At 43.9% G+C, this 26,248-nt stretch carries 25 protein-coding genes and 2 pseudogenes; 20 read left to right on the top strand and 7 right to left on the bottom strand.

The window, feature by feature from the left end:
• Window positions 1–62 precede the first annotated feature (62 nt).
• The 7 genes from KE627_RS03330 (at window position 63) to KE627_RS03300 (ending at window position 5,483) form a co-directional block, all read left to right on the top strand.
• A complete protein-coding gene (locus KE627_RS03330) occupies window positions 63–662 on the top strand; it encodes a hypothetical protein (protein WP_013728613.1) in 600 nt (199 codons plus the stop codon).
• Entirely contained in the window at window positions 662–1,486 is an 825-nt protein-coding gene (locus KE627_RS03325; RefSeq protein WP_013728612.1) for a DUF6681 family protein, read from the top strand. The genes KE627_RS03330 and KE627_RS03325 overlap by 1 nt, the downstream gene beginning before the upstream one ends.
• Before the next feature lie 16 nt (window positions 1,487–1,502).
• Entirely contained in the window at window positions 1,503–2,171 is a 669-nt protein-coding gene (locus KE627_RS03320; RefSeq protein ID WP_013728611.1) for a type 1 glutamine amidotransferase, read from the top strand.
• A gap of 359 nt (window positions 2,172–2,530) precedes the next feature.
• Entirely contained in the window at window positions 2,531–3,271 is a 741-nt protein-coding gene (locus KE627_RS03315) for an amino acid ABC transporter ATP-binding protein (RefSeq protein ID WP_013728610.1), read from the top strand.
• Between the two features lie 26 nt (window positions 3,272–3,297).
• Window positions 3,298–4,128, top strand: coding sequence for a transporter substrate-binding domain-containing protein (locus KE627_RS03310; protein ID WP_013728609.1), 831 nt, complete (start codon window positions 3,298–3,300; stop codon window positions 4,126–4,128).
• Complete coding sequence (locus tag KE627_RS03305) at window positions 4,125–4,763, top strand: amino acid ABC transporter permease (RefSeq protein WP_013728608.1); 639 nt, start codon at window positions 4,125–4,127, stop codon at window positions 4,761–4,763. Before KE627_RS03310 ends, KE627_RS03305 begins: the two co-directional genes overlap by 4 nt.
• Before the next feature lie 15 nt (window positions 4,764–4,778).
• Window positions 4,779–5,483, top strand: a complete 705-nt coding sequence (locus KE627_RS03300; protein ID WP_013728607.1) for an amino acid ABC transporter permease — start codon at window positions 4,779–4,781, stop codon at window positions 5,481–5,483.
• Between the two features lie 550 nt (window positions 5,484–6,033).
• Here the strand turns inward: KE627_RS03300 and KE627_RS03295 are convergent.
• Both KE627_RS03295 and KE627_RS03290 read right to left on the bottom strand, forming a co-directional pair.
• On the bottom strand, window positions 6,034–7,305 hold the full coding sequence (locus tag KE627_RS03295; protein WP_035181568.1) for an ISL3 family transposase: 1,272 nt from the start codon (window positions 7,303–7,305) through the stop codon (window positions 6,034–6,036).
• A 330-nt stretch (window positions 7,306–7,635) separates the two neighbouring features.
• Window positions 7,636–8,322 carry an MgtC/SapB family protein gene (locus tag KE627_RS03290; protein ID WP_013728606.1) on the bottom strand — a complete coding sequence of 229 codons (687 nt, stop codon included), beginning with the start codon at window positions 8,320–8,322 and terminating at the stop codon, window positions 7,636–7,638.
• Window positions 8,323–8,540: 218 nt separating this feature from the next.
• On the opposite strand from KE627_RS03290, the gene KE627_RS03285 reads away from it, so the two are divergent.
• Complete coding sequence (locus KE627_RS03285) at window positions 8,541–9,542, top strand: LacI family DNA-binding transcriptional regulator (protein ID WP_211772868.1); 1,002 nt, start codon at window positions 8,541–8,543, stop codon at window positions 9,540–9,542.
• Here the strand turns inward: KE627_RS03285 and KE627_RS03280 are convergent.
• Window positions 9,508–10,437, bottom strand: a complete 930-nt coding sequence (locus KE627_RS03280) for an IS30-like element ISLpl1 family transposase (protein WP_146971951.1) — start codon at window positions 10,435–10,437, stop codon at window positions 9,508–9,510. The genes KE627_RS03285 and KE627_RS03280 overlap by 35 nt on opposite strands.
• Before the next feature lie 149 nt (window positions 10,438–10,586).
• On the opposite strand from KE627_RS03280, the pseudogene KE627_RS03275 reads away from it, so the two are divergent.
• Window positions 10,587–11,539 (top strand): annotated as a pseudogene (locus tag KE627_RS03275) (zinc-binding dehydrogenase).
• A 69-nt stretch (window positions 11,540–11,608) separates the two neighbouring features.
• On the opposite strand, the gene KE627_RS03270 reads toward KE627_RS03275, so the two are convergent.
• Window positions 11,609–12,979, bottom strand: coding sequence for an APC family permease (locus KE627_RS03270; RefSeq protein WP_013728603.1), 1,371 nt, complete (start codon window positions 12,977–12,979; stop codon window positions 11,609–11,611).
• Window positions 12,980–13,051: 72 nt separating this feature from the next.
• Window positions 13,052–14,338 carry a GTPase HflX gene (hflX, locus tag KE627_RS03265; RefSeq protein ID WP_056939167.1) on the bottom strand — a complete coding sequence of 429 codons (1,287 nt, stop codon included), beginning with the start codon at window positions 14,336–14,338 and terminating at the stop codon, window positions 13,052–13,054.
• Between the two features lie 296 nt (window positions 14,339–14,634).
• On the opposite strand from hflX, the gene KE627_RS03260 reads away from it, so the two are divergent.
• The 6 genes from KE627_RS03260 to KE627_RS03235 all read left to right on the top strand — a co-directional run bounded on the left by KE627_RS03260 (window position 14,635) and on the right by KE627_RS03235 (window position 22,425).
• Window positions 14,635–16,257, top strand: a complete 1,623-nt coding sequence (locus tag KE627_RS03260; protein ID WP_056939168.1) for a peptide ABC transporter substrate-binding protein — start codon at window positions 14,635–14,637, stop codon at window positions 16,255–16,257.
• 400 nt (window positions 16,258–16,657) lie between these two features.
• On the top strand, window positions 16,658–18,277 hold the full coding sequence (locus KE627_RS03255) for a peptide ABC transporter substrate-binding protein (RefSeq protein WP_013728601.1): 1,620 nt from the start codon (window positions 16,658–16,660) through the stop codon (window positions 18,275–18,277).
• 117 nt (window positions 18,278–18,394) lie between these two features.
• Window positions 18,395–19,315, top strand: coding sequence for an oligopeptide ABC transporter permease (gene opp3b / locus KE627_RS03250; protein WP_013728600.1), 921 nt, complete (start codon window positions 18,395–18,397; stop codon window positions 19,313–19,315).
• A gap of 14 nt (window positions 19,316–19,329) precedes the next feature.
• Window positions 19,330–20,358 (top strand): ABC transporter permease, encoded by a 1,029-nt coding sequence (locus tag KE627_RS03245; RefSeq protein ID WP_013728599.1) that lies wholly within the window; start codon window positions 19,330–19,332, stop codon window positions 20,356–20,358.
• A 10-nt stretch (window positions 20,359–20,368) separates the two neighbouring features.
• Window positions 20,369–21,466, top strand: coding sequence for an ABC transporter ATP-binding protein (locus tag KE627_RS03240; RefSeq protein ID WP_013728598.1), 1,098 nt, complete (start codon window positions 20,369–20,371; stop codon window positions 21,464–21,466).
• Window positions 21,463–22,425, top strand: coding sequence for an ABC transporter ATP-binding protein (locus tag KE627_RS03235; RefSeq protein WP_014940411.1), 963 nt, complete (start codon window positions 21,463–21,465; stop codon window positions 22,423–22,425). Before KE627_RS03240 ends, KE627_RS03235 begins: the two co-directional genes overlap by 4 nt.
• A gap of 72 nt (window positions 22,426–22,497) precedes the next feature.
• On the opposite strand, the gene KE627_RS03230 is transcribed toward KE627_RS03235, so the two are convergent.
• On the bottom strand, window positions 22,498–22,992 hold the full coding sequence (locus tag KE627_RS03230; protein ID WP_211772867.1) for a MerR family transcriptional regulator: 495 nt from the start codon (window positions 22,990–22,992) through the stop codon (window positions 22,498–22,500).
• A gap of 95 nt (window positions 22,993–23,087) precedes the next feature.
• On the opposite strand from KE627_RS03230, the pseudogene KE627_RS03225 reads away from it, so the two are divergent.
• From KE627_RS03225 to KE627_RS03215, 3 genes and pseudogenes are all read left to right on the top strand, one after another.
• Window positions 23,088–23,216 (top strand): annotated as a pseudogene (locus KE627_RS03225) (short-chain dehydrogenase); the annotation flags it as partial.
• 16 nt (window positions 23,217–23,232) lie between these two features.
• The gene (locus tag KE627_RS03220) at window positions 23,233–23,802 is read left to right on the top strand and encodes a sugar O-acetyltransferase (RefSeq protein WP_056939169.1); all 570 of its coding nucleotides are present in this window, start codon (window positions 23,233–23,235) and stop codon (window positions 23,800–23,802) included.
• Window positions 23,803–23,895: 93 nt separating this feature from the next.
• The gene (locus KE627_RS03215; RefSeq protein ID WP_013728593.1) at window positions 23,896–24,279 is read left to right on the top strand and encodes a MerR family transcriptional regulator; all 384 of its coding nucleotides are present in this window, start codon (window positions 23,896–23,898) and stop codon (window positions 24,277–24,279) included.
• Window positions 24,280–24,368: 89 nt separating this feature from the next.
• Here the strand turns inward: KE627_RS03215 and KE627_RS03210 are convergent, their stop codons facing one another.
• Complete coding sequence (locus KE627_RS03210) at window positions 24,369–25,565, bottom strand: hypothetical protein (protein ID WP_013728592.1); 1,197 nt, start codon at window positions 25,563–25,565, stop codon at window positions 24,369–24,371.
• Between the two features lie 95 nt (window positions 25,566–25,660).
• On the opposite strand from KE627_RS03210, the gene KE627_RS03205 reads away from it, so the two are divergent.
• Entirely contained in the window at window positions 25,661–25,855 is a 195-nt protein-coding gene (locus KE627_RS03205) for a hypothetical protein (protein WP_041805730.1), read from the top strand.
• Between the two features lie 44 nt (window positions 25,856–25,899).
• Complete coding sequence (locus KE627_RS03200; RefSeq protein WP_013728591.1) at window positions 25,900–26,217, top strand: MazG nucleotide pyrophosphohydrolase domain-containing protein; 318 nt, start codon at window positions 25,900–25,902, stop codon at window positions 26,215–26,217.
• Window positions 26,218–26,248: the final 31 nt, after the last annotated feature.

Here is a 26,248-nt window from a genome sequence, read left to right as displayed (position 1 = left end):
GTTTCGTTCATATTCTTATGCGATAATGGAGGCTACAAAAATTTAGTAAGGAAGTTTTTTGAATGGATAATAGAATTCCACCATTAATTACGCCATTTGCCATTCTCTCAATTTCTTTGGCACTCGGCGCCACTAACGTTGTGGTCAATAATGTGACGTCCACCAATGAAGGAACCCCTAGGACCACTCAAACGACCAATCAAAAAAAGATTTCGGATTCCATCTATGGGAATAAGAAAAAGACCAACGATTCGGATGCGAAAGAAAAAGCTGAGAAGGCTAAGGAAGCCTCCGAAAAGAAGAAGGCCGCTGAAGAATCGTCTGCGGCCAAGGCTTCGTCTGAAAAAGCCGAGAGCGAAAAGAACGCCAGCTCTTCAGATGATCAAACCAACGATGATACGACCAATAACAACAAGAATACGACAACCGGGACAACGACCAATAAAGGAACGACTACCAATAAGGGTACAACCACTAATAAAGGGACAACGACCGGCGGTACTACCACTAATAACAATAATTCCGATCAAAATACCCAGACCGGTAGTGAAAGTAGTAGTCAAACAACCGGGACAACGGGCGGAACCAACACTCAAAATAACAATAATACGAATGCCAACGCTGATGTGACGACTGGCAATACAGGGGAGGGAACTAACTAATGTTTAGCTTTTTGGACATGGTTAACCACTACCTGGGGTACTTCAATATTAATGTGACCCTTAAGAGCCGGATTTACACAGTGTTAGGCTTCTTTGGTGACGTCTACCTGTTTTACATCAGTTTTCGTTTCTTACAGAATCAGATGTTTAGCAAGGGTGTCCCGATTTTATTAGTCGCAATCATTTTGCTGTACTTTACAATTTGCAACTTCTTTTATTACTTTACTAAGAAGCAGCCGTGGTTCGATATTTCACCGAAAATTGCCAAGCTGCTGCACATTCAAGAGCACCCACGAGAAACTCAGGTGCAATCCAAAATGGGCACCACCGTCATCGCTGATGAACGAAACGTGCCGGCTAACGGCTTGTTCGACGACCAACACCTGTTACCGGCTAAAATTGAGGTCAGCCCAATGCAGCAGGCTAATATTGATCGACTGGTTTCCCAAATGGAACGCCAACAGCTGTTTAAGGCCGACTATAACGGCATGAGTGACCGGAAGATCTATGAACTGCTGAAGGTTAATAGTAAGCCGATTTATGCCATTGGCAAAGGCGTATTGCTTCCTTATTTTGAAATGCAAAAACAAGGTTCGTCATTGATGGTCTATTGCGGTTTGAACCAAGCAGAGATCTATCCGGTCGGCGAAATTAAGCGGATTGGCCTGCAGTCGATTCGATCGCTTGATTTGAGTCAGGTCAAGTTATACTTGGCATCAGTGACCTTAGTTGGTGGACCATACAAGCAGATCGGCCGGGCTGGGGTGATTGAAGCGCCACAAGACTATAAGCTGCGGGCAATGGTTGCTTACAAGAAGTTATAAACGAAAGGGCCTCATTATGAGAATTAATGTTTTACAACACGCCGCCGATGAGGGACCCGGATCCATTCAGGACTGGGCGCATGCCAAGGGGCATCAGATGTACATTTATCATCCGGATCAATTTGGCCTACTGCCAACTGCAGCTCAGACTGATATGTTGATCATTCTCGGCGGACCAATGAGTCCTAATGACGATTTGCCGTGGATTCAACAAGAACGGGAATTGATTCAACAACTGTTGGATGCTCAAACACCAATCTTTGGTGCCTGTTTTGGGGCTCAGCAGATTGCCAAAGCCTTGGGCTACGCTGTTTCCAAGGGTCCGGCAAAAGAAGTTGGTTGGGCCCCGGTGTATCGAAAGTCCGACGTGATTCCTGGACTACCTGAGCAATTGACGGCGCTGCATTGGCACGAGGATATGTTTGAACTTCCCGATGATGCAGATTTATTGTTCTCAAGCGACCACTTGGCCAACCAGGGATTTGTGTTGAATCACCGGGTTGTCGGGTTGCAGTTTCACTTTGAGCCCAAAGAAGATAATGTTCGCGAGATGGTCGTCAATGACGCTGCATACATCCAAGGTTCGGTGTTGAATCAGTCAGCTGATGAAATTTTGGCTCGTCAGGTTCCAGCAGAAAATAAAAACGTCATGTTTCAAATTCTCGATTACATTTCTGAAAATTAATATTTTCTCATCTTAATAACGTGCAATTCAACCCGGGCTGGGTTTGGATTGCACGTTATTTTTGAGCTCTCATTTTTTAGCCACAAAATGAGCTTCCAATTAAATTTTATTCAAATGGGGTTTCCATTTTCGCTGATGGTGAATTATAATTAGATAATTACCCAAATTTATACATCCAAAATAATGGTCGAGTTTGAATGGCTTTATCATCGGATTAACTCCGTTGATAGAAAATGTGACATGGAGATAAAATTTTTGTAACATTTTTTTGACCTATCAAAATTTTTAACATATTATGGATGTAGTATCATTCTTAGGCAATTTTAATAAATAGCCTGAAAGCATTGGAGGAAAATGACATGGCAATGATCGAATTTCAAGACGTACAAAAGTATTACGGCGATTTCCATGCTTTAAAGGACATCAATTTGAAGATTGAAGCAGGCGAAACCGTTGTTTTAATTGGTCCTTCAGGTTCTGGTAAGTCGACACTGATCCGAACGGTTAATGGCCTTGAACCGATTCAAGAAGGTAAGTTGATCGTCAATGGGCAGGACTTGGCCAACAAGAAGACCGATGTTAACCGGATCCGAAAGAACGTTGGGATGGTGTTCCAGCATTTTAATTTGTATGCCAACAAGACGGTTCTTGAAAATATCATGTTAGCACCACGAATTGTGTTGAAGCGTCCTGAAAAAGAAAACAAAGAGTTGGCAATGCAATTGCTCGACCAAGTTGGTCTTCAAAGCCAAGCCAACAAATTGCCAGCCCAATTATCAGGTGGTCAACAGCAACGTATCGCGATCGCCCGTTCTCTGGCAATGAAGCCAAAGTGTCTGTTGTTTGATGAACCAACCAGTGCGTTGGATCCAGAAATGATTGATGATGTTTTGAACGTTATGAAAGATATTGCGCAAGATTCAGATATGACCATGTTGGTTGTGACTCACGAAATGGGATTTGCCCGTGAAGTTGCCAACCGGGTTATCTTTATGGATGACGGTCAGATTTTGGAAGATGACACAAGCGACAAATTCTTTGATGGTGAACCCTCCAATGAACGTGCACGACAATTTCTTGGGAAAATTATTACGCATTAAAAATTTCATTATTGGGAGGTCGCATCATGAAGAAGATCATATCAAGAATTGGGTTATTATTAACCCTGCTCTTAATGGTCGTTTCTTTGAGTGCCTGTTCGAGCGCAGCATCACAGAAAAATGTGCTGAAGGATGACAAGCAGACAAAGACGATCACATGGGGCGTTAAAGCCGACACCAAGCTGTTTGGTTTAATGGATGTACGGGACAATCAGATCAAGGGATTTGAAATTGATTTGGCCAAAGCGATGACCAAGCAGATTCTTGGCAAAGACGGCAAGGCACGATTCATTCAAGTAACCAGTCAAACCCGGATGCCATTACTGAGAAACGGCAACATTGATGCTATTATGGCAACCATGACCATCACCCCTGAGCGGGCCAAGCAAGTTGACTTTTCACGCTCATACTTTGATGCCGGGCAAGCCATCCTCGTTAAGAATGGTAGTCCAATCAAGAATGTGAAAGATTTGAACCATAAGGGCGCCATTGTCCTTGGGGTGGTTGGTTCCAACTCCGTTCAAAATATTAAGAAGTTTGCGCCTAAAGCCAGAGTGCTTCAACTGTCTGATTATTCTCAGGCGTTGACAGCCTTGAAATCCGGTCAGGGGGATGCATTAACCACTGATAACGGAATTCTTTATGGGATGTCCATCGAAAACCCAGGTTATTCGGTTGTTGGTGGCACCTTTACCAAGGAACCTTATGGAATTGCCGTTGACAAAGGCCAAGGCCAGATGAGAGACGCGATGAACAACGCCCTGACCAAGGTTGAAAATTCCGGTCAATACAACAAGCTCCTTTATAAGTGGTTCCACAAGGTTCACGGATTTGACTTTAAGGGGGCAGAACGATGATAAGTATTTTTCAAAATTATGGTGGTGAGCTCCTTTATGGACTGGGACAAACCCTTTTGTGCTCGATTATTGCGTTGATCTTTGCATTAATCATCGGCTCGGGTTTTGCCATCCTGGAAGTTGTACCCAACAAATTCTTTAGAGTGATTGCCAGAGTTTATATCGAAGTTTTCCGGAACATTCCATTACTGGTTATCACGATGTTCTTCTACGTGGTTATTCCAATGTACATTGTTGAAATCAGTGGTTTTGCCTCTGGTACGATTGGCCTGATCCTTTACTCGTCAGCGTTTATCGCTGAAACCGTTCGATCAGGAATCCAGTCTGTTGATCCTGGTCAAATGGAAGGCGCTCGTGCCAATGGATTATCATTCTGGCAGGCAATGCGTTATATCGTTTTGCCGCAAGCCTTTCGATATGTCATTCCACCATTGGGCAACCAATTCATCAACTTGGTTAAGAACTCTTCAGTCTTAGCCTTTGTTGCCGGATTCGATTTGATGTATCAAGGTAACGTTATTGCGTCTGACTCCCTGCAAAGTATGAGCACATATCTGTGTGTTGGTGTTCTATATCTGATTTTGACTTTGCCTTTGAGTTACTATATGCGTTACCTTGAAAAGAAATTGGCATAAAGGAGGAATCGAGATATGTTAACAGTCTTAGGTGCTTATTCATGGATTAACATCAGGTTCCTTCTTGAAGGAGCTTGGGTCACGATCCTGGTTTCAGTTTGTTCGATTATCCTGAGTTACATATTTGGGGTAATCTTGGGAATTATCAGATATGTTGAAATTAAATATTTATCAGCGATTGTCGGTTTTGTGATTGATATTATCCGTAACTTACCGCTAATCCTGATTATCTTCTTTACCTATTTTGGCTTACCAAATATCGGCTTCAAGCCGGATCCAATTTGGGCGTCAGTCATCGCCATGGCGGTCTTTGAATCGGCGATGGTGGCCGAAATTGTCCGTGCCGGAATTGTCTCAATTCCAGTCGGACAAATGGAAGGGGCCAGATCGACGGGGATGTCTTATTGGCAGGCATTGAGGTACATTATCTTGCCGCAAGCCATCAAGAACATGATTCCAGCGATTGTGAGTCAATTCATTTCCTTGGTGAAGGATACGTCATTGGCAACTATCATTGTGCTGCCGGATTTGATGAACCATGCACAAATCATTTACGGCCAAAACACCAATTATACAATTCCAATGTTCTTGGCGTTAGCCGTCATGTACTTCATCGTATGTTACTCACTGTCACTTCTGTCACAGTACCTCGACCACAGACTGGGAACAGCCAAGAAGTCGGGTGAAGTGGAGGAAGTTGTCCAGGGAGCAGAACGGTAGAGTGTGGATTGGAGCGCTTAGCAACCGGAGTATAAGTTAACGTCTGTTAAAATCGAGTTTGATTTTGACAGACGTTTACTTGTACGCAGGTTGCTGCTCCAAGGAACACGTTTTATCCAAGTAGAAGCAACACTACTCAAAGAACCCCACCAAAAGAAGGCCACTCAATGGAAATAATCAAATTTGCCCGTTTTATGGGGCCAATCATATTACTTCTAATCTTTGCATTCTTAGTGGGATTTTCACTAGGATTGTAACAGTAAATACGAGTCATCAACAAAAATCGTTGATGGCTCTTTTCGTATGAAGGTGTCACTCTTAATCCAGTACTTCATCCTCCGTGCATCGATCAAATCACTCATCTGGGTCGTCGGAACACGTTTGATCTATGTAAAGGTGAGGCTCCAACTAATGTTCACCACAAAATAAACCCACCAAATAACAGTGAACATATTAATCAAAATAAATGTAGTTCAAAAAGGAGTAACTCAAGTTTGAATTTGAGGTTCTTCGTCAACTGTTGTTGGTGAACAAAATATTGGAGTTCTAATCACTTGGTGATTAGAGCTCTTTTTGTATGAACTCGAAAAGCGAACAGCACTCTTAGCCGGAATCTGAAGAAGTTTCGGTAACCAAATCCAGTGCGTTTAATGACTTTAATCTTGTTGTTTGAACCTTCTAAGGGCCCGTTGGTGTAATGGTGAGTAAAGGTATTGCCAATTTCATCATGATGAGTCGCTAGGGTCTGGAGGGTTGCCAACATCTCTTCCGAGCAGCCCTCTAAGTGATGGAATACTTGATTATAGTTGGGCCAATCACGGTTTTTGATGGTTTCACGTAACCGATTCATCACGTTGTAAGTTTGCTTGAGCTCGGGATCAATGTCCAATAAAGCATCAACCACATCAGTGGCAGTCGCTGGATAAGGGAAGTTTGTCCACTTACGGAAAGCTTCGTAGTTGAGGTGATTTTCCGGCGTTAATAATAGTTTCCAATAGCGTTTTAGGGCGTGATACTCGCGTGAGGAAGTCGCCAGGGTTTTCATGAGGCGCACCCGCGTCTTATTAAAAGCTCGATTTAAAGCGTTAACCAAGTGGAACGGATCGATGACAACGATGGCGTTCGGAAAGATCTGCCCCACCAATTTGGGATAGGTATAGTTCATATCGGTGACGATAATTTTCACATTTTCTCGCGCAGCCTGGTCGTAATGCTGGAAATACTTTTGAAGCTGATAGATGGTCCTAAAGGGTAACAGGTCGATCAATTCGTGGGTTTCCGCATCCATAAATTCAAAGCTCATCGCGTCGGTGGCGCTCTTAGTGCTTTTAACTTCGTCCATGAGGAGAACTTTTGGTAAATAGTGCCAGTTGGTTTGAAAGTCCCGTTCAGCGCGCAAGAGCTGCCGACCAACGAATGAATCCGAAGTGGATAACTCATCGGCAATGTGTTTGAGCGAAACCGGTTCGGTCAGTTTTTCTAAGCATTGTTTGCGGGTCGTATTTGAAATCGTGCAGTGTTTCGGCACCGCATTCGTCTGCGCCAGGAAATTGGTATGACAAGCCTTACAGTGAAAGTTTCGCCGATTGAGACACAGGATAACGGTGCTGCCCAATGTTTTTGCGAATCTAATGGTGGTCTTCCGCCAACCATAGCCAATAATTTGGTGATCATTGATAATCCCACAATTGCGGCATGCCTTGGGGGTGTAGTTTAGGGACCCCACCAATCGAATCACTCCATCATCACCCACTTGTCCTTCCTCAATTATTAAGTGTTCATCATCTATTCCTAACAACATTTTCGTAGTATCATTTGACATAGGGCATTTTCTTTCTTGACTTAATTCTGTGGTGGGAGCAAGTTAACGGACGGGAGATGTCCGCTTTTTTATTCTAATGATAAACAAAAAATCTGTCATCAGTAATAGATAAAAATCTATTACCAACAACAGATATTGTAGAACCGAATTTGAGTTACTCCTTTCGTATATTTCAATCAGACCCTGAACTTTCGTACCCTCTGATGAACCAAGGGCTCCAATACTTGGTCACTAATGCTTTCCTGTAAAGATAACATAAAGCCATTCTCCCGTCCAAAAAAGAAGCCTTACTGGCGGCTTTACGCTGAGTGTTGTATTTATATTCGGAATTTAATCCAGCACTTCAATCTTCCGTACATCGACCAAATCACTCATTTGGCGGATAAACTCGTCCGGATCCATTTTATGCTGCAATTTTACCCGGACTTCCAGTGAGAACGAATCCGGTTTGTAAGCGACGATTCTCATTCGGATATCAGCACTGCCGATCGCTCGCAGGCGGCCCGGCAGCTCATCCATCGAGGCCAGTTCGCCGTTAAAAGTCACTTGCAGGCGAAGTAAGGAACGGTTAGGGTATCGTTTGAATGCCCGAATCTGACGGACGATGGTCTGGGTAACTAGGATGCACAACGTCCCAGCAATGCCGATAACATACATGTCAGCCCCAATTGCCAGGCCAATTGCAGCGGTCGCCCACAGACCGGCCGCGGTGGTTAACCCGTCAATCTTGTGATTTCGGGTAATGATTGCCCCGGCGCCAATAAAACCAATTCCAGTAACAACCTGCGAGGCAATTCGAGAAGGGTCCAAGCTGACATCCGCATGGTTGATGACATCAAAGAAACCATATTTCGAAATGATCATGAACAGCGCAGATCCAACCGCCACTAACATATGGGTTCGAATCCCAGCGGTCTTTAACCGCACCTTCCGCTCATAACCGACGAGGCCACCACAAATTGCGGCCACAAATAGCCTTAAAATCCATTCGAGTTGGTACAAAACATAAGCGGTCATGGGCAGCCCTCCTTTACAGAACAATTTCCTTAATTATAACGCCAAGCTTATTGGACACCAAAAAAGACAACCGGAAATGGTTGCCTTTGAGCCTAGGTGCTTATTCAAATACGTAAACCTATCCTAACACAAACGTTTGAGGCAGAAATGGTTAATCGGCCCTGTGGTATAATTAGTTTCGAAGATTTATCCGACTATATTGATGAAGAGGTGAACACATGGCTGCGACAATTAAAGATGTTGCCCGGGCTGCCGGGGTTTCTCCGGCGACGGTCTCCCGAGTTTTGTCCAATCAAAAAGCCTTTTATTCAGAAAAAACAGCTCAAAAAGTACGGTCGGCAGTTAAGCAACTGGGTTATCGGCGCAACACCAGTGCAGTGGAACTGGTCACGCAACGCAGCAAGGTGATTGCGGTTCTGGTCAGTTCTACTCAAACCAATTTCTCTGATCAGATCTTAAAGGGGATCCAAGAACAGGCGCGGGTTCATAACCTGAGCGTCATGATTATTTTCGCCGGTGAAGGCGATGCCGAGGTCCAGGCAAAAGCGATCCGAACCGTCATTGAACGATCAGTGATGGGGATTTTACTAGTGGCGATTGATTTGGACCCTTCAAATGATGAGTTGCTGGAAAATGCCAATATCCCATTTATTTTTATTTCGATGACGTTGAAGAATAGTGCCTTTCCATTCATTTCTTCGAATGACTTTGATATTGGTTATCAGGCCACCAAGTATCTCATTGGCAAAGGTCATCAAAAAATCGGGCTTGCCGCAACCGACTTGGATTCATTTGTCGGTCATTTGCGCTATGAAGGCTACCGGGATGCCATGCGTGACAACCATTTGTCATTTGATGAGGATTGGATTTGCGGGGGGCATTTTACCTATGAAGATGGTGTGAACGCCATGGAACATTATGGTCCGCAAACCGAGTTGACTGCCGTGATTTCTTCAAGTGATCTGGCAGGCATTGGAATTTTGAATCAAGCCACCAACTATGGGATGAAGGTGCCGGACCGGCTGGCAATCTTGACGATTGACGGCACCCAATTGTGTGACATCGTTCGGCCTAAATTATCCAGTGTTACCCAATCCTTTTTCGAGATGGGGGCTAACGGAATGGATATGCTGGTGAGTGACTCATTTAAAGAATTTTATTCAATGTATACGGTAGATTGCAAATTTAATCCGAATTTTTTGACAAATTGGTCAGCATGACCTGATAAGGTGTTTGCCAGTCAAGTATTTTAAGTGGTCTCTGATTAATTTCGAGTAAGGTGGTTTTCAAGCCTTGAGCACTAATGTGCTCAAAATAAGTCCCCTTAGGATAAAAATAGCGTAAGTTCCGATTAAATCGTTCATTACTGCCGCGCTCAGCTGGCGTATAAGCATGGCAGTAATAGGTCTTAATACCATATTGTGATTCAAGTGATACTAGCCCACTAAACTCAGTGCCACGGTCCACAGTAAAGCTGTGCACCGGACCATTAAAAGTGGTTAGGAACTTAGTTAGTGCTTCATTAACAGTCGCTGTCGTCCGATCTTTTAACCGGTATGCCCAAAGGAACCGTGATTTGCGATCGATTAAAGTTAATAAAACTGCCTTACTATGCCCACGAGGACCAACGACTGTATCTAGTTCAAAATCGCCGATGCGATTACGTTGATTAATCATCATGGGACGCTGTTCAATTGATCGCCCCAAAGATTGATTATATTTGGATCGTTGGTCAACGTTACGCCGTTGGCGTACGCCATGTTCAGGTAGATCATTCAAGGAGAAATCAATTCTCCCCTGATTTAGCCAATTATAAATAGATTTAGTAGCTAGTTTAAATTCGTGAGCAATCATTCCTGGTGACCAGCTTAGACGTAAATGGTTGAGAATTTTTTGCTTTAACTCATCGCTCAGCTTAGTTTTCCGACCACATCGTGATCGCTTGTATTCGGCATCTGTTTGTGCTAATTCAGCCTGATAAGGTTGACATCGAGATAATTCATAAGAAATTGTTGACGGTGATCGGTTCAGCCGAACGCCCATTTGGATATTGGACAGCCCTAGTTCACAAAAGGTTTCGATTTTAATTCGTTCGGAATAGGTTATACTAGACAAAAGATCAGCTCCTAAAAGATGGGTTTGTGGTAAACACCATTTTAAAGGAAGCTGATCTTTTTTGCCCGAACAGCGTTCGGATTAATTTTACAATCTACCATACGCCAATTAAAATTGTCGAACGACAGAGTGTTTAGGGGGCAATTAGAATGAAAGCAATTGTATTACGTCACCCGGGTGGACCTTCCGCCTTATCCTATGAAGATGTGCCGACGCCCAAAGTCAAAGACGGTTGGACGCTATTGAAAGTTAAAGGTTTTGGGATCAACCGTTCAGAAATTTTTACCAGAAATGGTTGGTCACCATCTGTCAAGTTACCAAGAATCCTGGGCATTGAGTGTGTCGGCGAAGTGGTTGAAACCACCGATCCAAAGCGCTTGAAGAAGGGGCAAATTGTGGTTTCTGTAATGGGTGGCATGGGCCGTGCTTTTGACGGCAGTTATGCGGAATATACGTTGCTGCCAAATGACCAATTTATGCGGTTAACACTCACCTTGCGATTCAAGATTTGGCAGCCGTTCCAGAGACTTATGGGACAGCCTACGGATCACTGCTCAAACTGCACCTCGACGAAGCAGATTCACTGCTCATTCGTGGTGCAACCAGTGGTGTAGGGGTTGCTGCCGGTAAATTAGCGCGGGCAATGGTGCCATCGATCAAGCTGGTCGGCTCCACCCGGCATCTGGAAAAGACCGATGAATTGAAATCGGTCGGCTTTGATGAAGTTGTCTTGGATCAAGATAACCAATTGCAGGCAACCGGGAGACAATTTGATCGAATCTTAGAACTGGTTGGGGCATTGACGCTGCCCAACTCCATGCAATTCATTAAAGAAAATGGGATTACCTGTGTCACCGGTGAACTTGGCGGCATTTGGGACTTAACTCACTTCGAGCCCATTTCCCAACTCAATGGTGGTTATTTAACCAGTTTTGAATCCGGTGCCCTAAACCAACGGGTGTTTGATGATTTGTTTGATATCATTAACAACAATCACGTGGACGTAGCACCAACCAAGGTGTTTGATCTGAAACATACCGCCGACGCTCAATCCTACCTGGATAGTCATGATAGTTTCGGCAAGGTCGTTGTCTTACCATAAAATTGCCTCAACTACAAAAAACGAGCTGGAAATCAAATTTGATTTCCAGCTCGTTTTTTGTATGAGTTATTAGTTTTCGTTATCTAATGATTCTTCTTTTGCTGCAGCTGCTTGGCTCTCACGGTATTTCTTAGTTTCATAATAAAATACCGGAATACCAACGGCGACAAAGATAAATGATGTTAAGACACCCGGTAGGTCAGACATGATTTCACTGACGATGACGAACAAGGAACCGCCGATTGCTAGGATTGGGGTGATTGGGAACAATGGTGTTGAGAATACCCGATGTTGATCCGGATTGCGTTTTCGCAAGAGGAAAACGCCGACAAAGGCCATCACATAGAAGCAGTATACAGTGAAGATACATAATTCTGACAAGCGGTCAGCGTTGGAGAAGATGATCATCACTGTGACGATCAATAACTCGGCAACCGTTGAGAAAATTGGGGTGTGTGACTTTGGGTGTAAGTAGGACAGCGTCTTTGAGAATGGCAGTTGACCACGTTTAGCCATCGCATACATAATCCGTGGGAAAGTCATGATCTTACCATTCATACAGCCGACAATTGAGATGATGATCCCAATACTTAAGATCTTGCCACCAACTTCACCAAAGGCCTGGTTGGCGATGTATGGAATGGCACTGGTGCCCAAACGATGAATCTGTTCAGCAGGAACAGAACGATAAACACCGTAAGAGACCAGCAGGTAAATCGCTAAGACAGCCAAAATACCAAAGGTAATCGCCTGTGGCAAAAGCTTACGCGGGTTCTTAATTTCACCACCCAGGTTGGCAACCAAAATCCAGCCATCGAAGGCGAATAGAGTTGCCAAGATCGCAACACCAAAGTTGCCGGCAGATTGATGTACGTGAACCAAACTTTGACCAAAGGCACTTTCATTACCAAAGAAAAGGCCAAAGATGATTAATGCGGCAACAGGAACCAATTTACAAATCGTCGTAATAATAGCAAACGTCGCACCGTAACGGTTCGAGAATAAATTTAAAATACCAACTAAGACGATGGTGCCAATTGCCAGAATGGCATTGTACTTGCTTGGGAAGCCAAAGAAATCTGATAATAAAATGGCCAGATATGCACCAAGCGAGGCGATCATTGCCGGGCCGTAGATAATAATCTGCATCCAGCCGGAGAGAAAGCCCCATAACTTGCCATAGATCCGTTCCATATAAACGTAGAGACCACCGGTTTCAGGCATTTGAGATGCAATTTCAGCAATTGTCAATCCGGCGGTGATGGTTAAAATCCCCCCTGCCAGCCAGGCAAATAGGGCCATTGACGTTGAGCCGGCATCGTCTAGGACGGCAGACTGACGAACAAAGACACCGGCACCAATAATCGTTCCAATCACAAGGGCTAACGCTGACCAGAGACCAAGGTCACGGTCCAGCGTTACTTCTTTCTGTTCTTTCATGGTTTTTCCTCTCTTCTTCTCAAAAAAATATGCAACAAATAGTATCAGAATCTGCTGTTGTTAACAACCAACTTATTCCGTAGTTAATAGGTACTTTTCAAATCGCTTGGCATCTACGTCATTTAATTCCGCTGTAATGACCGTTCCATCATCGCGGTAATGGGTGGCTTCAATATTCGTGTTCTCATTCAAATACGAAACAACGTCACCGTCACTAAATGGAATTAATAACGTTAATCGATGATAGTTTTTGAAAATCTTTTCTTTAATCATCGTCGCTAATTCTTGCAGTGACTTTTCATCCATGGCAGACATGATCAGGTTGTCGCCTTCGCGGGATGGGAAGGCAACCTCCATCTTGTCGGCTTTATTGAGAGCAACGATCATCGGCACCCCGTTAACACCAATTTCACTGAGGGTATCTTCGGTGGTCTTCATCATCAATTCACGATGGGGATCAGAGTAGTCGACAACTTGAATCAGCAGGTCCGCATTGGCAGCTTCCGACAAGGTTGACTTGAATGCTTGAACTAATTGGTGGGGCAGTTGACTAACGAACCCAACGGTGTCACTTAATAGGAAACGTTTCTGGTCTGGTAAGGTTAATTTTCGAACTGAAGTGTCCAAGGTGGCAAACAACATGTTCTTAACCATGACCTGTTTGTCTTCATTCTCGCCAAACAAGTTGATCATGCCATTCATGACCGTTGACTTACCAGCGTTGGTGTAACCGACCAGGGCAACTGTTGGCATTTCACTGCGGTCACGCTGCTTGCGCTTGGTCTGATCAGCCTTGGCGGTTTCTTTGAGTTCTTGATTGACGTGGGTAATTCGCTTTTCCAGTGTCCGCCGGTTCAATTCGTATTGTGATTCACCGGCACCACGGTTGGTTGCGCCACCAGCACCACTACTGGTACCGGTCTGTTGATCCAACCGTTGGCTGGCACTGGTATGCAGCCGCGGTAGTTGATATTTTAATTTGGCTAATTCAACTTGAAGTTTGGCTTCGCGGGACTGAGCCCGGTTAGCAAAGATTTCGAGGATCAAACCGGTTCGGTCAATGATCCGGGAATGGGTATTTTTCTCAATATTCCGGATTTGGCTGGGCGACAGTTCATCGTTGACCACAATGGTATCAACACCCTCATCGATGACGACTTGGGTCAACTCTTCAATCTTGCCTTTACCGAAGTAAGTGGCAGGATCGGGCCGGTCTAATTTTTGAACCAAGGTTTCAACAACCTTCATATTGTTAGCTTCTGCCAAGTTATTCAATTCAGTCATTGAATACTCGAAGCTGCTGGTGTTGCGGTTCAATCCAATCGTGACAACAGGAGTTAAAGTAACTTGTAAATCCATGTGGTGCCTCCTAATAAATTATGTGTTCAAGTATAACACACAAATGTAAATAAATAGTGGACAAAGTGCACTTCGTTTTCGGATCTGATCATTGACCGGTGTCAAAGATTAAAAATATATGCAACTTTTATTATCTGAAATTCATCTCCCATAGCATTGATCTCATTGACTTCCACAACAATACCGGCAAATCAGTCTTATAATAATATTCAAATGATATTGATTTTAATTAAATTTTAATTTAAAATGAACGAGTTCACAGATAATACATAAGACAGAAGGGAAGTTTCATATTTATGAGGACTAAATCACTTTTAAAGATCGCTGGTGTTTCTCTGCTCATTGCGGTTGTGTTAGCTGGGTGTGGCAGCAAATCCTCCGATTCCGGGGCCAAGAAACAATCTGCCAATTGGATGGTAGCCGCCAACATTAACACCATGGATGTCTCGAAGATGACTGATTTGATTTCCAGTCAAAATGTTAACGCGACTAATGAGGGGCTGTTGAAGATGACAACGGGCAATGCAGTTGTGCCTGGCGTTGCCAAGAATTATACCGTGTCCAAGGATGGCAAGACCTGGACGTTTAACCTCCGTCACTCGAAATGGAATGATGGGACACCGGTAACTGCCAAGGACTTCGTGTACTCATGGCAGCGGACCGTTAATCCCAAGACGGCTTCACAGTATGCTTATATCTTTACCAACATCGAAAATGCCGACAAAATTAACGCCGGTAAATTATCACCATCCAAGCTGGGGGCTAAAGCCGAGGGTGATTACAAACTGGTTGTTCATTTGATCAAGCCACAAAGTTACTTCAAATTCATGGTTTCTCAGAGTTACTATTTCCCTGAAGAAATTTCGAAGGTTAAAAAATATGGGTCTTCATATGGAACTGATGCTCAAAAGAACGGCTACAATGGACCTTTCGTTTTGAAGGGCTGGAACGGAACCAACGATACTTGGAAACTCGTTAAGAATCCAAAGTACTGGAATGCCAAGGCAATTAAGCTTGATACCTTAAACATGCAGGCAATCAAAGATCCTAACACCGCCTTGAACGGTTATCAAAGCGGCAAGCTTGATTTCACCACTTTGAGCGGAACTCAAGTTAAACAATACAAGAACGATAAGAACTATCACTTGTACAAGCAAGCCTCAATCTACTACTTGGAAATGAACGAGAAGAAGTTCCCAATGTTTAAGAATAGAAATATCCGTAAAGCCTTCTCACTTGCCATCGACAAGAAACAATTAGCCAACAAAGTGCTCGCCGATGGTTCACAGGCACCAAAGGGATTCGTTGCCGACGACATGTCACAACGTAACGGTAAGGACTTTGCCGATCAGTCATACGTGAAGAGTGCGGTGGCCTACAACTTGAACGAAGCCAAGAAATACTGGGCTAAAGGTTTGAAGGAAACTGGCAAGAAGTCGGTTAACCTGACGTTACTTTCAGACGATACCGACGTTGCCAAACGATCAACCGAATTTGTTCAAAGTCAGTTGACCAAATTGCCAGGTGTTAAGATCACCAACCAAAACGTTCCTTATAAGACGCGTCTGTCACGTTCTGCCAGTGGCCAATTTGATCTGGTCATTACTGCCTGGAACGCTGATTATCCTGACCCAAGCAACTTCTTGGATATCTTGACTTCCAAGAACAGTTACAACAATGGTAAATGGAGCAACGCCAAGTATGATGCTCTCGTTAAGAAATCCGAAAGCACTGACGCCGCTAACGAAAGTGCTCGTTGGAATGACATGGTTCAAGCTGAAAAAGTCTTGATGAACGATCAAGGGATTGTGCCACTTTATCAACCCGCAATTTCAACTTTGATGAAGCCAAAGATTCACGGCGTTCAATTCTTCCCAACTGCACCGCAGTGGGATTGGTCCAAGATTACTGTTAAATAAACTTTAATATCATAGAAAAGCTCACCCAATTCGCGGTGAGCTTTTTTATGCATATAAATATGTATATCGACACCTGACACTTCTCTTAATATAGTGAGTAAGCGATTGATTCCTGCTGTGAATCGGTTTGCGCCTGGAGCGCATATCTGACTTAATTGGTGCGTATCTCTAGTACAGAATCATTTTTACCAATAAATTTTTAAAAATTTTGAAAGTGAAAGAGAATCTTCAAACACTGGTGGTTAAGCAATTAAGCGTTCACAATTAACCACCCATACCAATTCGGCACCGGACAAATCGATTGAATGACCAGATAGTGTTTGCTTTTAATCAAATTTTAATTTAAAATAAGGTCATTACAAATTAAGTATTTCATATATGAGAAGGGAAGTATCGCAACATGAAAATTAATTCATTAGCGAAACTCGGTGGGGTAGCGCTGGTTACTGGCCTGATCCTTGCTGGGTGTGGAAGTAAATCTTCACAAGGAACCAAGAAGCAAGAAGTTAGTTGGATGACACCATCCGCCATTTCAACCATGGATACTTCAAAGATGATTGACCTGTATTCAGCACAAGTTGCCAATGGTACCAACGAAGGACTTCTTCGCATGGCCAAGGACAACAAAGTAGACCCAGGGGTTGCCAAGAGTTACAACGTTTCTAAAGATGGGAAGACATGGACATTCAATCTGCGTCACTCCAAGTGGAACGATGGCACTCCGGTTACTGCAAAGGATTTCGTCTATGCTTGGCAAAGAACCGTTAAGCCAAAGACGGCTTCACAATATGCTTACATATTTGCCAACATCAAGAACGCTGCTAAGATCAACGCAGGAAAAATGTCACCTTCCAAGTTGGGTGTTAAGGCTGACGGTGACTATAAGTTCGTCGTTACCCTTGATCAACCACAAAGCTACTTCAAGTTCATGGTTACCCAACCAGAATTCTTCCCACAGAATTCAAAGACGGTTGCCAAATATGGTAGCGATTATGGTACCAATTCAACCAAGAACAGCTACAACGGTCCATTTATCTTGAAGGGCTGGTCAGGAACCAACGATACTTGGAAGCTCGTTAAGAACTCTAAGTACTGGGATGCTAAGAAGGTCAAACTTGACCAAGTTAACTTCCAAGCTGTTAAGACACCTTCAACTTCATTGAACAGTTTCAACAGCGGCAAGCTTGACTTCACCACTTTGAGTGGAACTTTGGCAGCCAACAACAAGAACAACAAAGATTACGTTGTCTTCCCACAAGCTTCAACTACTTACATGGAATTCAACACTAAGAAGATCCCAGCCCTTCGAAACGTCAATATCCGTAAAGCGATGGGATTAGCAATTGACAAGAAGCAAATGGTTAACAAAGTTATGCAAGGTGGCGACATTGCTCCTAAGGGCTTTGTTCCAGCAAGTATGGCTAAACACAACGGCAAGGACTTTGCCGATCAGGCATATGTCAAAGCCGGTACTGATTACAACTTGAAAGAAGCCAAAGCCTTATTCGCAAAAGGTTTGAAACAAGTTGGTAAGAAGTCATTGAGCCTGACCTTAATGGGTGCCGATGATGATGATACCAAACGGGCAACTGAATTTGTTCAAAGTCAATTAACCAAATTACCTGGTTTGAAGATTACCAACTCAAACATTCCATTTAAGTCAAAATTAACTAAGATGGAAAATCAACAATTTGATATTGGTCTTTCTGCATGGATTGCCGATTACCCAGATCCAAGCAACTTCTTGGACTTGATGACATCTAACAACTCATACAACGATGGTAAATGGTCTAACAAGCAATACGACGCTTTGATCAAGAAGTCAGAATCAACCGATGCCAACAACGAAACCGCTCGTTGGAACGATATGGTTCAAGCTGAAAAGATCTTGATGAACCAACAAGGATTAGTTCCACTTTATCAACAAGGTCAAGCCGCTTTGCTTAAGGGATCTGTTAAGGGTGTTCAAGCCTTCACCACCTCACCACAATACGACTGGTCCAAGGCTTACGTTAAGTAATTATTAAATGAACAGTTCGATGTATTTGAGGCTGGTTATTGAAATCCGGCCTCTTTTACATTATTATGGGGTTTATGAAAAATAGTTACAACATAATTAGAAATGAGAGGAACACTTATGGCAAAATACTTGGGAAAACGAATATTCTACATTATTCTGACCTTGTTTATCGTCAGTACGATTACCTTTTTCTTGATGAAATTAATGCCTGGTACTCCATTGACTAACCAAGCCAAATTGACACCGACACAGATTCATCAAATTTATAAACAGTATGGGTTGGACAAACCTGTCTGGCAGCAATACCTGGCCTACCTGGGTGGCATCATCCACGGTAACTTCGGGACTTCCTTCCAATTCAGTAACCAACCGGTTTCATACTTAATTTCCAGTCGACTTGGACCATCTCTGATCATTGGTGGTCAAGGAATGGTACTGGGAGTTCTTGCAGGATTGGTTGTTGGTGCCGTTGGTGCCATCAAAGCCAATACTTGGGTTGATACTTCAGCTACCATCATCTCGATTCTGTTTATTTCAATTCCTTCATTCGTTTTGGCGGTCCTCTTGCAGTACTACCTGGGGTTGAAATTGAGATTATTCCCAATCGCCGACTGGGGCGGGTTTATGTATACCGTCCTGCCGACCTTGGCGCTGGCCGCGTCGCCATTAGCCGAAACCGCCCGATTCATGCGGACAGAAATGGTGGACGTGTTGAGTTCAGATTATATTGAACTGGCAAAGGCCAAGGGACTCAACAAAGTTGGAATTATTTACCACCACGCACTGCGAAACAGTTTAATTCCAGTTGTCACGATTATTGGACCGCTGGCCGTTAACATTATGACCGGTTCAATGGTTGTTGAAAATATCTTCTCGATTCCCGGAATCGGTGAACAATTCGTTAAGTCGATTTTGACCAACGATTATCCAACCATCATGGGACTGACAATTGTGTATAGTGCGATGCTTTGTGTTGTGCTGTTGATTACTGATATTGTTTATGGATTAATTGATCCACGAATCAGAATTAATAAGTAGGAGGGAGAATAATAATGGCAGACAATGCAAAACAAACTTCAGCTGACGATTTTACACCGATTGCCGGTGCCGATCGTGCTAAGCTGGACGACGAAAAAATCGCAACGCCATCTTTAACTTTCTTACAAGACTCGTGGCGTCGATTGCGGAAGAATAAAGCAGCAATGATTGCTTTGGTGATTTTAATCATTCTCTTTATTTTAGCTTTCTTCTCATTTTTATTTGAAACACATAATCCAAATGCGACCAACCCGAACTTCGCGAACTTGCCGCCGAAGATTCCCGGTATTGATATTAACGGGTTTAACGGAACCATTGATCAATCCGGCCAACGGGTTAACGCTTATGCGCAGGCTCATGCCGGCAACCATTTCTACATTTTAGGAACGGATTACCTTGGTCGTGACCTGTTCTCAAGAATCTTATATGGAACGCGAATTTCCCTTGAAATTGCTTTGATTGCCAGTTTCTTCGATTTGGCATTTGGGGTGGTTTACGGCATTACTTCAGGTTGGATCGGCGGCCGGGTTGATACCTTGATGCAACGAATCATCGAAATCATGCTGTCAATTCCTAACCTGGTTGTGATGGTTCTGTTAATCCTGGTCTTGAAGCCAGGAATGACCGCAATTATCCTGTCAATTGCGATTACCAGTTGGATTAACATGGCCCGGCTGGTCCGGGCGCAGACGCTGGAACTGAAGAACCAGGAATTTATCCTGGCGGCCCGAACGTTGGGTGAAAGTTCTTGGAAGATTGCCTTTAAGCATTTATTGCCTAACTTGAGTAGTGTGATCATCATTAACTTGATGTTTACCATTCCAACTGCAATCTTCTTCGAAGCCTTCCTGTCATACATCGGAATTGGTATCAGTGCCCCTCAGGCATCACTTGGTACGTTGATTAACGATGGTCAGAAGAACTTCCAGTTCCTGCCTTATCAGATGTGGTATCCAGCGATCGTTCTTTCAGTCTTAATGATTGCATTTAATATCTTGGGTGATGGGCTTCGTGATGCCCTTGATCCAAAGAGTAGAGAGTAGGTGTTTTGAGATGGAAAACGAAAAAGATGTTCTTGAGGTAAGAAATCTCAAAATCAACTTCAATACTTATGCCGGTACTGTTCAAGCGATTCGAGATGTGAGTTTTGATTTGAGAAAGGGTGAAACCCTGGCGATTGTTGGGGAATCCGGCTCAGGCAAAACGGTTACCACAAGAAGTATTATGGGATTGAACTCGCCCAATGCTGTGATTGACAGCGGAACAATTATGTTTAAGGGCCAAGATTTGTTAAAGAAGTCCCGCAAACAAATGGACCAGATTCGTGGTCGAGACATTGCCGAAATTTTCCAGGATCCAATGACATCATTGGACCCAACAATGAAAATCGGTAAGCAGATTGCCGAACCTTTGATTATTCATAAGGGCATGAAACGTGAAAAAGCTTATGCCCAAGCTTTGGAAATGATGAAGCTGGTTGGCATTGAAAATGCCGAACAGCGGATTAACAACTATCCTCACCAATTTTCAGGTGGGATGAGACAACGAATCGTTATTGCCATTGCCTTGGTGAACTATCCTGAAATTCTGATTGCTGATGAGCCAACGACTGCCTTGGATGTAACGATTCAAGCTCAGATCTTGGATTTGATGAAAGAATTGCAGGCCAAAACCAATACCTCAATTATTTTCATTACCCATGATTTGGGAGTGGTTGCCGGGATGGCTGATCGAGTGGCCGTTATGTATGCCGGCAAAATTGTCGAATACGGAACGGTTGACGAGATCTTCTATAATCCAAAGCATCCGTACACTTGGGGCTTGCTGAACTCGATGCCGACCATGGACACCAGCGGGACTGAGTTACCATCAATTCCAGGAACGCCACCCGATTTATTGGATCCACCAGTTGGGGATGCGTTTGCTGCGCGGAATAAATACGCCCTCAAAATTGACACCGAAAAGCAGCCGCCATTTTTCAAGGTATCTGATACCCATTATGCGGCAACTTGGTTACTCGACAAACGGGCACCCAAAGTGACGCCACCTGAACCAATCATCGAACGCCAGAAGCACTACGCCGAACTTGTTCATCAAGAAATTAATAAGAGCAAGGGGAATCATGTTGAAGAACAGGAGGAGCAACTGTGATTGATTATTCAGAAGAAAACAAAATATTACAGGTTGAACACCTAAAACAATACTTCAACATTGGTAAGCCAAATGAAGTTCGTGCCGTTGATGACATTACTTTTGATGTCTATCGCGGAGAAACCTTTGGTCTGGTTGGTGAGTCCGGTTCTGGTAAAACGACAACCGGGCGGGCAATCATCCATTTATATGAACCGACATCCGGGAAGATTGTCTTTGACGGCCAGGACGTTTCCAAGCTCAATTCCAAGAAGCAAAAGCAAACATTCCGTCGGGACATGCAGATGATCTTTCAAGATCCCTATGCCTCACTTAACCCCCGGATGAAAGTTAAGGATATTGTCGCTGAAGGAATTGATATTAATCATTTAGCCAAAGATGATGCTGACCGTTCCAAGCAGGTTGAAGATTTGCTGGAGACCGTCGGTTTGAACAAAGACCACTCCAGCCGTTATCCTCATGAATTTTCAGGTGGTCAGCGACAACGAATCGGGATTGCCAGAGCCCTCGCCGTTCAACCGCAATTTATCATTGCCGACGAACCGATTTCTGCTTTGGATGTTTCCATTCAGGCTCAAGTGGTTAATTTGCTGAAGAAATTGCAGCGTGAACGGAACCTGACTTACCTGTTTATCGCCCATGACCTTTCAATGGTTAAGTACATTTCCGATCGAATTGGTGTCATGCACTATGGCAGAATGCTGGAAATTGCCAGTTCTGATGAGATTTATGCGCATCCACTACATGACTATACAGCCAGCCTCTTGTCCGCTGTGCCGGTACCCGATCCAGAGTATGAACGGGCCCGAGTTCAAATTCCTTACGATGCCAGCCAGGAATTTGACGGCAAGGAACGTTCATTAGTTGAAATTGTGCCGCATCACTGGGTTCGTGCCAGTGAGGACGAAATTCCAATGTATCAAAAGCGTGCTCAGGAAGATTCCAGGTTAAAACAGTAATTTACCGATAACAAATAACGGTTTCTCAGATGACGTGTCTTCAAATCATCTGAGAAACCGTTTTTGATTGCTTTAGTTATCAGCTTTAGATTGCTTAAGATCAATCAAGTCACGTAAGTCGGTACAGTGCTGCAATGCTTCTTGATATTGACTTTTGGTCTTTGGATCAACAACGTTGGAACCCGGGGCGAAGTGAATTGATTCGGTACCGGCTTCCACGGATGTTTTGTAGCACCATTTTTTATAGCGCAGGAAAGCGAGCTGCGACTTCATCCGATCGATGCTTGACTGCAGGGCAGCTTCTTCTTGATCCAAATAGTCATAGCGTTGCTTCGAGGTGCCGTCCCCCTGCATGCACAGACTGATGAAATGGCCGATATCTTTGATCGGAACGCCACTTTGTTTTAAACAGTCGATGACTTCCAGGAAATTCAAATCATTTGGTTTGAATTTTCGTCTGCCGGCGTCATCCCTCTCTACGAAGGGCAACAGCCCCTTGCGGTCGTAAAAGCGAATTGCCGACGTGCTGATTCCCATGATTTTTGCCACATCTCCAATAGAATACATATGGATACCTCTTTCCAATATTTTGACTTGACTTAAACCTTGGTTAAAGTTGTAGCATGAATGTGTAATCTAATCAAACAAGGAGAGAAAATCTAATGACAAATAAAACATGGTTTGTAACTGGCACTTCAACTGGATTTGGTCACTCATTGGCCGCTTACTTGGCACAACAAGAAAATGTGAATCTCGTCGCAACTGCCAGACATACTGATCAGTTAGGCTATAAGGAGTGGATTTGAAGTGACTGAATTAGAAAAATTAGATGCTGGTGAACCTTATTATTTCCTAGATGATGAGATTGCTGCCAGAAAGGCCAGGGCGGCCAAGTTATGCCGGGAATTTAATTCAATTCCGGCAACTGAATCCGATAAACAAACAGCTAAAATTAAGCAGATTTTTGGGAAAACCGGTGAGCGGGTGTCCGTTCAGGCAACCTTTAATTGTGATAACGGCAAAAATATCTCGGTCGGAGAAGATTTTTTGAGTAACTATAATCTCACCATCTTGGATATCGCACCAGTCACAATGGGGCATAATGTCATGATCGGCCCCAACGTCGGTATTTATACGGTCAATCACCCGGTTGATGCCCTTCAGCGACGAAAGTATATGGCTCAGGGGTTCCCGGTCAAGATTGGCAACGATGTTTGGATTGGTGGTAAGGCATCGATTATGCCCGGCGTCACCATTGGCAGCAACGTTGTGATTGCCGGCGGCGCAGTGGTCACCAAAGATGTTCCAGACAACGCAATGGTTGGCGGCGTTCCGGCAAAATTGATTAAAAAGCTGCCGCCGATTAACGAGGATTAACTGGTTAACGACTCGCTCGTTATCAAACTGTAGGAAATGCTTGTCTTAAAGTGCACTTCAAGGTTTATCATCAGTTAGTAATGAGGTGAGCTGATGAAAATTAACGAAGTTTCTAAAAAATTTAGTGTTGCCGCCGACACGCTCCGATACTGGGAGCGGGTTGGTGCGATTCCCGCTGTTTCCAGGGATCAAGCCGGTTATCGAAACTATGATCAAGAAGATCTGAACTGGGTCTCTTTTGCGATGTGTATGCGAGACGCCGGTGTCAGTGTTGAATATTTGATTGACTATATTTCTCTGTTTAAGCAGGGCAAGCAGACTGTTCAGGCACGCAAAGATCTCTTGAACGAACAGCTGGCATCCGTCAGTGAACGCCTGGCTAAAATGCAGGCATCCTACGATAAGCTGAAATACAAAGTTGATCATTACGAACATATTGATAAGGATTATCAAGGTAAAATAGCCAGCACGCATTAACAGTGCGTCTGGTCCGACAAAAAAGTACCCATTCCCGATTGAGGAGTGGGTACTTTTTGAATTTTTAAAACTAAATTAGATGGTCATTGCTATCCGCCATAGCTATTGGAAACAACTGCCCAGTCACCTGTCGTTGCGTCCATCTGTTCCAAAGCACCGCTGGCGGTGACCCTAAAGCTGGCGACTTGTGGATTAGTGCCGGTATCAACGCCACTCTTCTTAAATGCTTGAGAGTTGTGATTCTCCAAAACGTTGACGTACAGTTGACCGTTTCTCATCTGTGGCATGTAGGTAAAGTCGGTTGAATCGACGGCCATATTTGGATACTTGGCTTTTACGTAAGGCCAAATCCAGTTGACCACCTGTTGATCGGTGAGGTGGTTGGTGGTTGTCGCTGCTTGATTGGCAGTCGAGCCGCTGGTCGTTGATGGGGACTGCGAACTGGCCGTCTGTGAACCAGTGGTTGGTTCAGTAGTGGCTGATTTGCTCATGGTCAAACTGCCCGAGGTCAGCCCATTCACTTCAATTTGATTGTTACTTTGGACACTGATGTTATAAACGATTGGCGTTTGGTCATTGCCGTAGGCTTTTAAGACGTAAGTGTCATCGCCGGTTTGCTTGTAGGAAACATTGCTGGCTTTAGCAATCGTGTCTGAGTTGTAAAGCCGGTGGTTGGTGTCATATTCATTGGTGAAGCTGCTGATAGCGGAGCTGGTAATGTTCAAAAATTGTTTGGTATAAGGCAGCTTTTGCGCGTCGCTACCTGAGTTGTTGACGAAGTCGGTTGCCCAAGTTCCCTGGACGGCCTGTGGGGCACCTGTCTGCCAATCAGTGTCAGTATTGGCGTCTGCCAAGATGAAATTGCTGTTGACATGATGGTAGCTGGCATTGACAGTATAAGCTTGGTGGCCGCCGTTAATCCAATTGAATTTAAGGGTGTAAGACTTGCGCTGGTTGCTGACCATGGAGAAATTATAAACATCTTTTTGGTCAGTGGCGCTAAGTGATTTGATTTTACTGTTATCAATGGTCCCGGCTTGTTTGGAAGATAGTTTCCAGTACCACTGACCCTTGCTCTTATAAAATTGGGAATAAAGCTGGTTATCGGTCGTTGTCTGCGAATCTTCCGGGACCTTGGCGGTTGCCGGTGACAACAAGTGATTTAATTTGGTTGCATTGGGATTGGCCGTCGTTTTATCCTGCATGTCGGCTTTTTTGTTCCCACAGCCTGTGAGAAGCAAAATACCGGCGAGTCCGATGATTGCGGCTGGCAAAATTTTTTTCATGATGTGAACCCCCTGTTGCCCTTATTATAACAGACCACAGGTGGGTAGAATGGTCATATTTTCTTCAAATTTATGTGGTTTACTAAGATTAGGAGATGATTGATAAATTATTCACTGAACACCCGTACATAGCAACTTGGTTGGTGCTTGAATTGATTTTTGCCATTTCACTTTTTGGCTGGGCGTTGGCTAGTTCTGAGACGATTGCCGACTTGATGGTACCGAACTTCGTGATTCCGAGTGTTGTTTGTACGGCCATTAGTTTGTTGACCTGGAAAACCAAGCATTGAGGTGTATGATTTTAAGTAGACATAAGACAATGGAGTGATGATTAATGACGTTAAAGCAGCATCAAGATTGGCTGGTCGATTTTTACAAGCGACGAGATTGGTACAAATACTCCTCGTTCATTCGCCTGAACTTTTTAACTGAAGAAGTCGGTGAATTGTCCCGGGCGATCCGAGCAATTGAAATCGGCCGCGATCATCCAGGTGAACATGAGACCAGGGAGAAACGCAATGAAAATCTGCATGAAGAATTGGCCGATGTGATGGATCAAGTCTTGATTCTTTGCGACAAATATCAAGTTGACCCGGATAGTTTGATGGCGTTTAGCGAGGCCAAATTGAAGAAGCGGTTCAACGAACAATAGGGGCTGGTTTGACAGCTGAGGAGACTGATTC

It is taken from the genome of Lentilactobacillus buchneri, assembly GCF_018314255.1.
GTDB lineage: Bacteria > Bacillota > Bacilli > Lactobacillales > Lactobacillaceae > Lentilactobacillus > Lentilactobacillus buchneri.
The sequence above is the reverse complement of the archived record's forward strand: the minus strand, read 5'-3'. Positions and strand labels throughout refer to the sequence as shown.

Excerpts from the sequence above, each read along its gene's own strand:
- KE627_RS03330 (WP_013728613.1), top strand. The coding sequence starts at position 63 with ATGGATAATAGAATTCCACCATTAATTACGCCATTTGCCATTCTCTCA.
- KE627_RS03325 (WP_013728612.1), top strand. The coding sequence starts at position 662 with ATGTTTAGCTTTTTGGACATGGTTAACCACTACCTGGGGTACTTCAAT.
- KE627_RS03320 (WP_013728611.1), top strand. The coding sequence starts at position 1,503 with ATGAGAATTAATGTTTTACAACACGCCGCCGATGAGGGACCCGGATCC.
- KE627_RS03315 (WP_013728610.1), top strand. The coding sequence starts at position 2,531 with ATGGCAATGATCGAATTTCAAGACGTACAAAAGTATTACGGCGATTTC.
- KE627_RS03310 (WP_013728609.1), top strand. The coding sequence starts at position 3,298 with ATGAAGAAGATCATATCAAGAATTGGGTTATTATTAACCCTGCTCTTA.
- KE627_RS03305 (WP_013728608.1), top strand. The coding sequence starts at position 4,125 with ATGATAAGTATTTTTCAAAATTATGGTGGTGAGCTCCTTTATGGACTG.
- KE627_RS03300 (WP_013728607.1), top strand. The coding sequence starts at position 4,779 with ATGTTAACAGTCTTAGGTGCTTATTCATGGATTAACATCAGGTTCCTT.
- KE627_RS03295 (WP_035181568.1), bottom strand. The coding sequence starts at position 7,305 with ATGTCAAATGATACTACGAAAATGTTGTTAGGAATAGATGATGAACAC.
- KE627_RS03290 (WP_013728606.1), bottom strand. The coding sequence starts at position 8,322 with ATGACCGCTTATGTTTTGTACCAACTCGAATGGATTTTAAGGCTATTT.
- KE627_RS03285 (WP_211772868.1), top strand. The coding sequence starts at position 8,541 with ATGGCTGCGACAATTAAAGATGTTGCCCGGGCTGCCGGGGTTTCTCCG.
- KE627_RS03270 (WP_013728603.1), bottom strand. The coding sequence starts at position 12,979 with ATGAAAGAACAGAAAGAAGTAACGCTGGACCGTGACCTTGGTCTCTGG.
- hflX (WP_056939167.1), bottom strand. The coding sequence starts at position 14,338 with ATGGATTTACAAGTTACTTTAACTCCTGTTGTCACGATTGGATTGAAC.
- KE627_RS03260 (WP_056939168.1), top strand. The coding sequence starts at position 14,635 with ATGAGGACTAAATCACTTTTAAAGATCGCTGGTGTTTCTCTGCTCATT.
- KE627_RS03255 (WP_013728601.1), top strand. The coding sequence starts at position 16,658 with ATGAAAATTAATTCATTAGCGAAACTCGGTGGGGTAGCGCTGGTTACT.
- opp3b (WP_013728600.1), top strand. The coding sequence starts at position 18,395 with ATGGCAAAATACTTGGGAAAACGAATATTCTACATTATTCTGACCTTG.
- KE627_RS03245 (WP_013728599.1), top strand. The coding sequence starts at position 19,330 with ATGGCAGACAATGCAAAACAAACTTCAGCTGACGATTTTACACCGATT.
- KE627_RS03240 (WP_013728598.1), top strand. The coding sequence starts at position 20,369 with ATGGAAAACGAAAAAGATGTTCTTGAGGTAAGAAATCTCAAAATCAAC.
- KE627_RS03230 (WP_211772867.1), bottom strand. The coding sequence starts at position 22,992 with ATGTATTCTATTGGAGATGTGGCAAAAATCATGGGAATCAGCACGTCG.
- KE627_RS03215 (WP_013728593.1), top strand. The coding sequence starts at position 23,896 with ATGAAAATTAACGAAGTTTCTAAAAAATTTAGTGTTGCCGCCGACACG.
- KE627_RS03210 (WP_013728592.1), bottom strand. The coding sequence starts at position 25,565 with ATGAAAAAAATTTTGCCAGCCGCAATCATCGGACTCGCCGGTATTTTG.
- KE627_RS03205 (WP_041805730.1), top strand. The coding sequence starts at position 25,661 with ATGATTGATAAATTATTCACTGAACACCCGTACATAGCAACTTGGTTG.
- KE627_RS03200 (WP_013728591.1), top strand. The coding sequence starts at position 25,900 with ATGACGTTAAAGCAGCATCAAGATTGGCTGGTCGATTTTTACAAGCGA.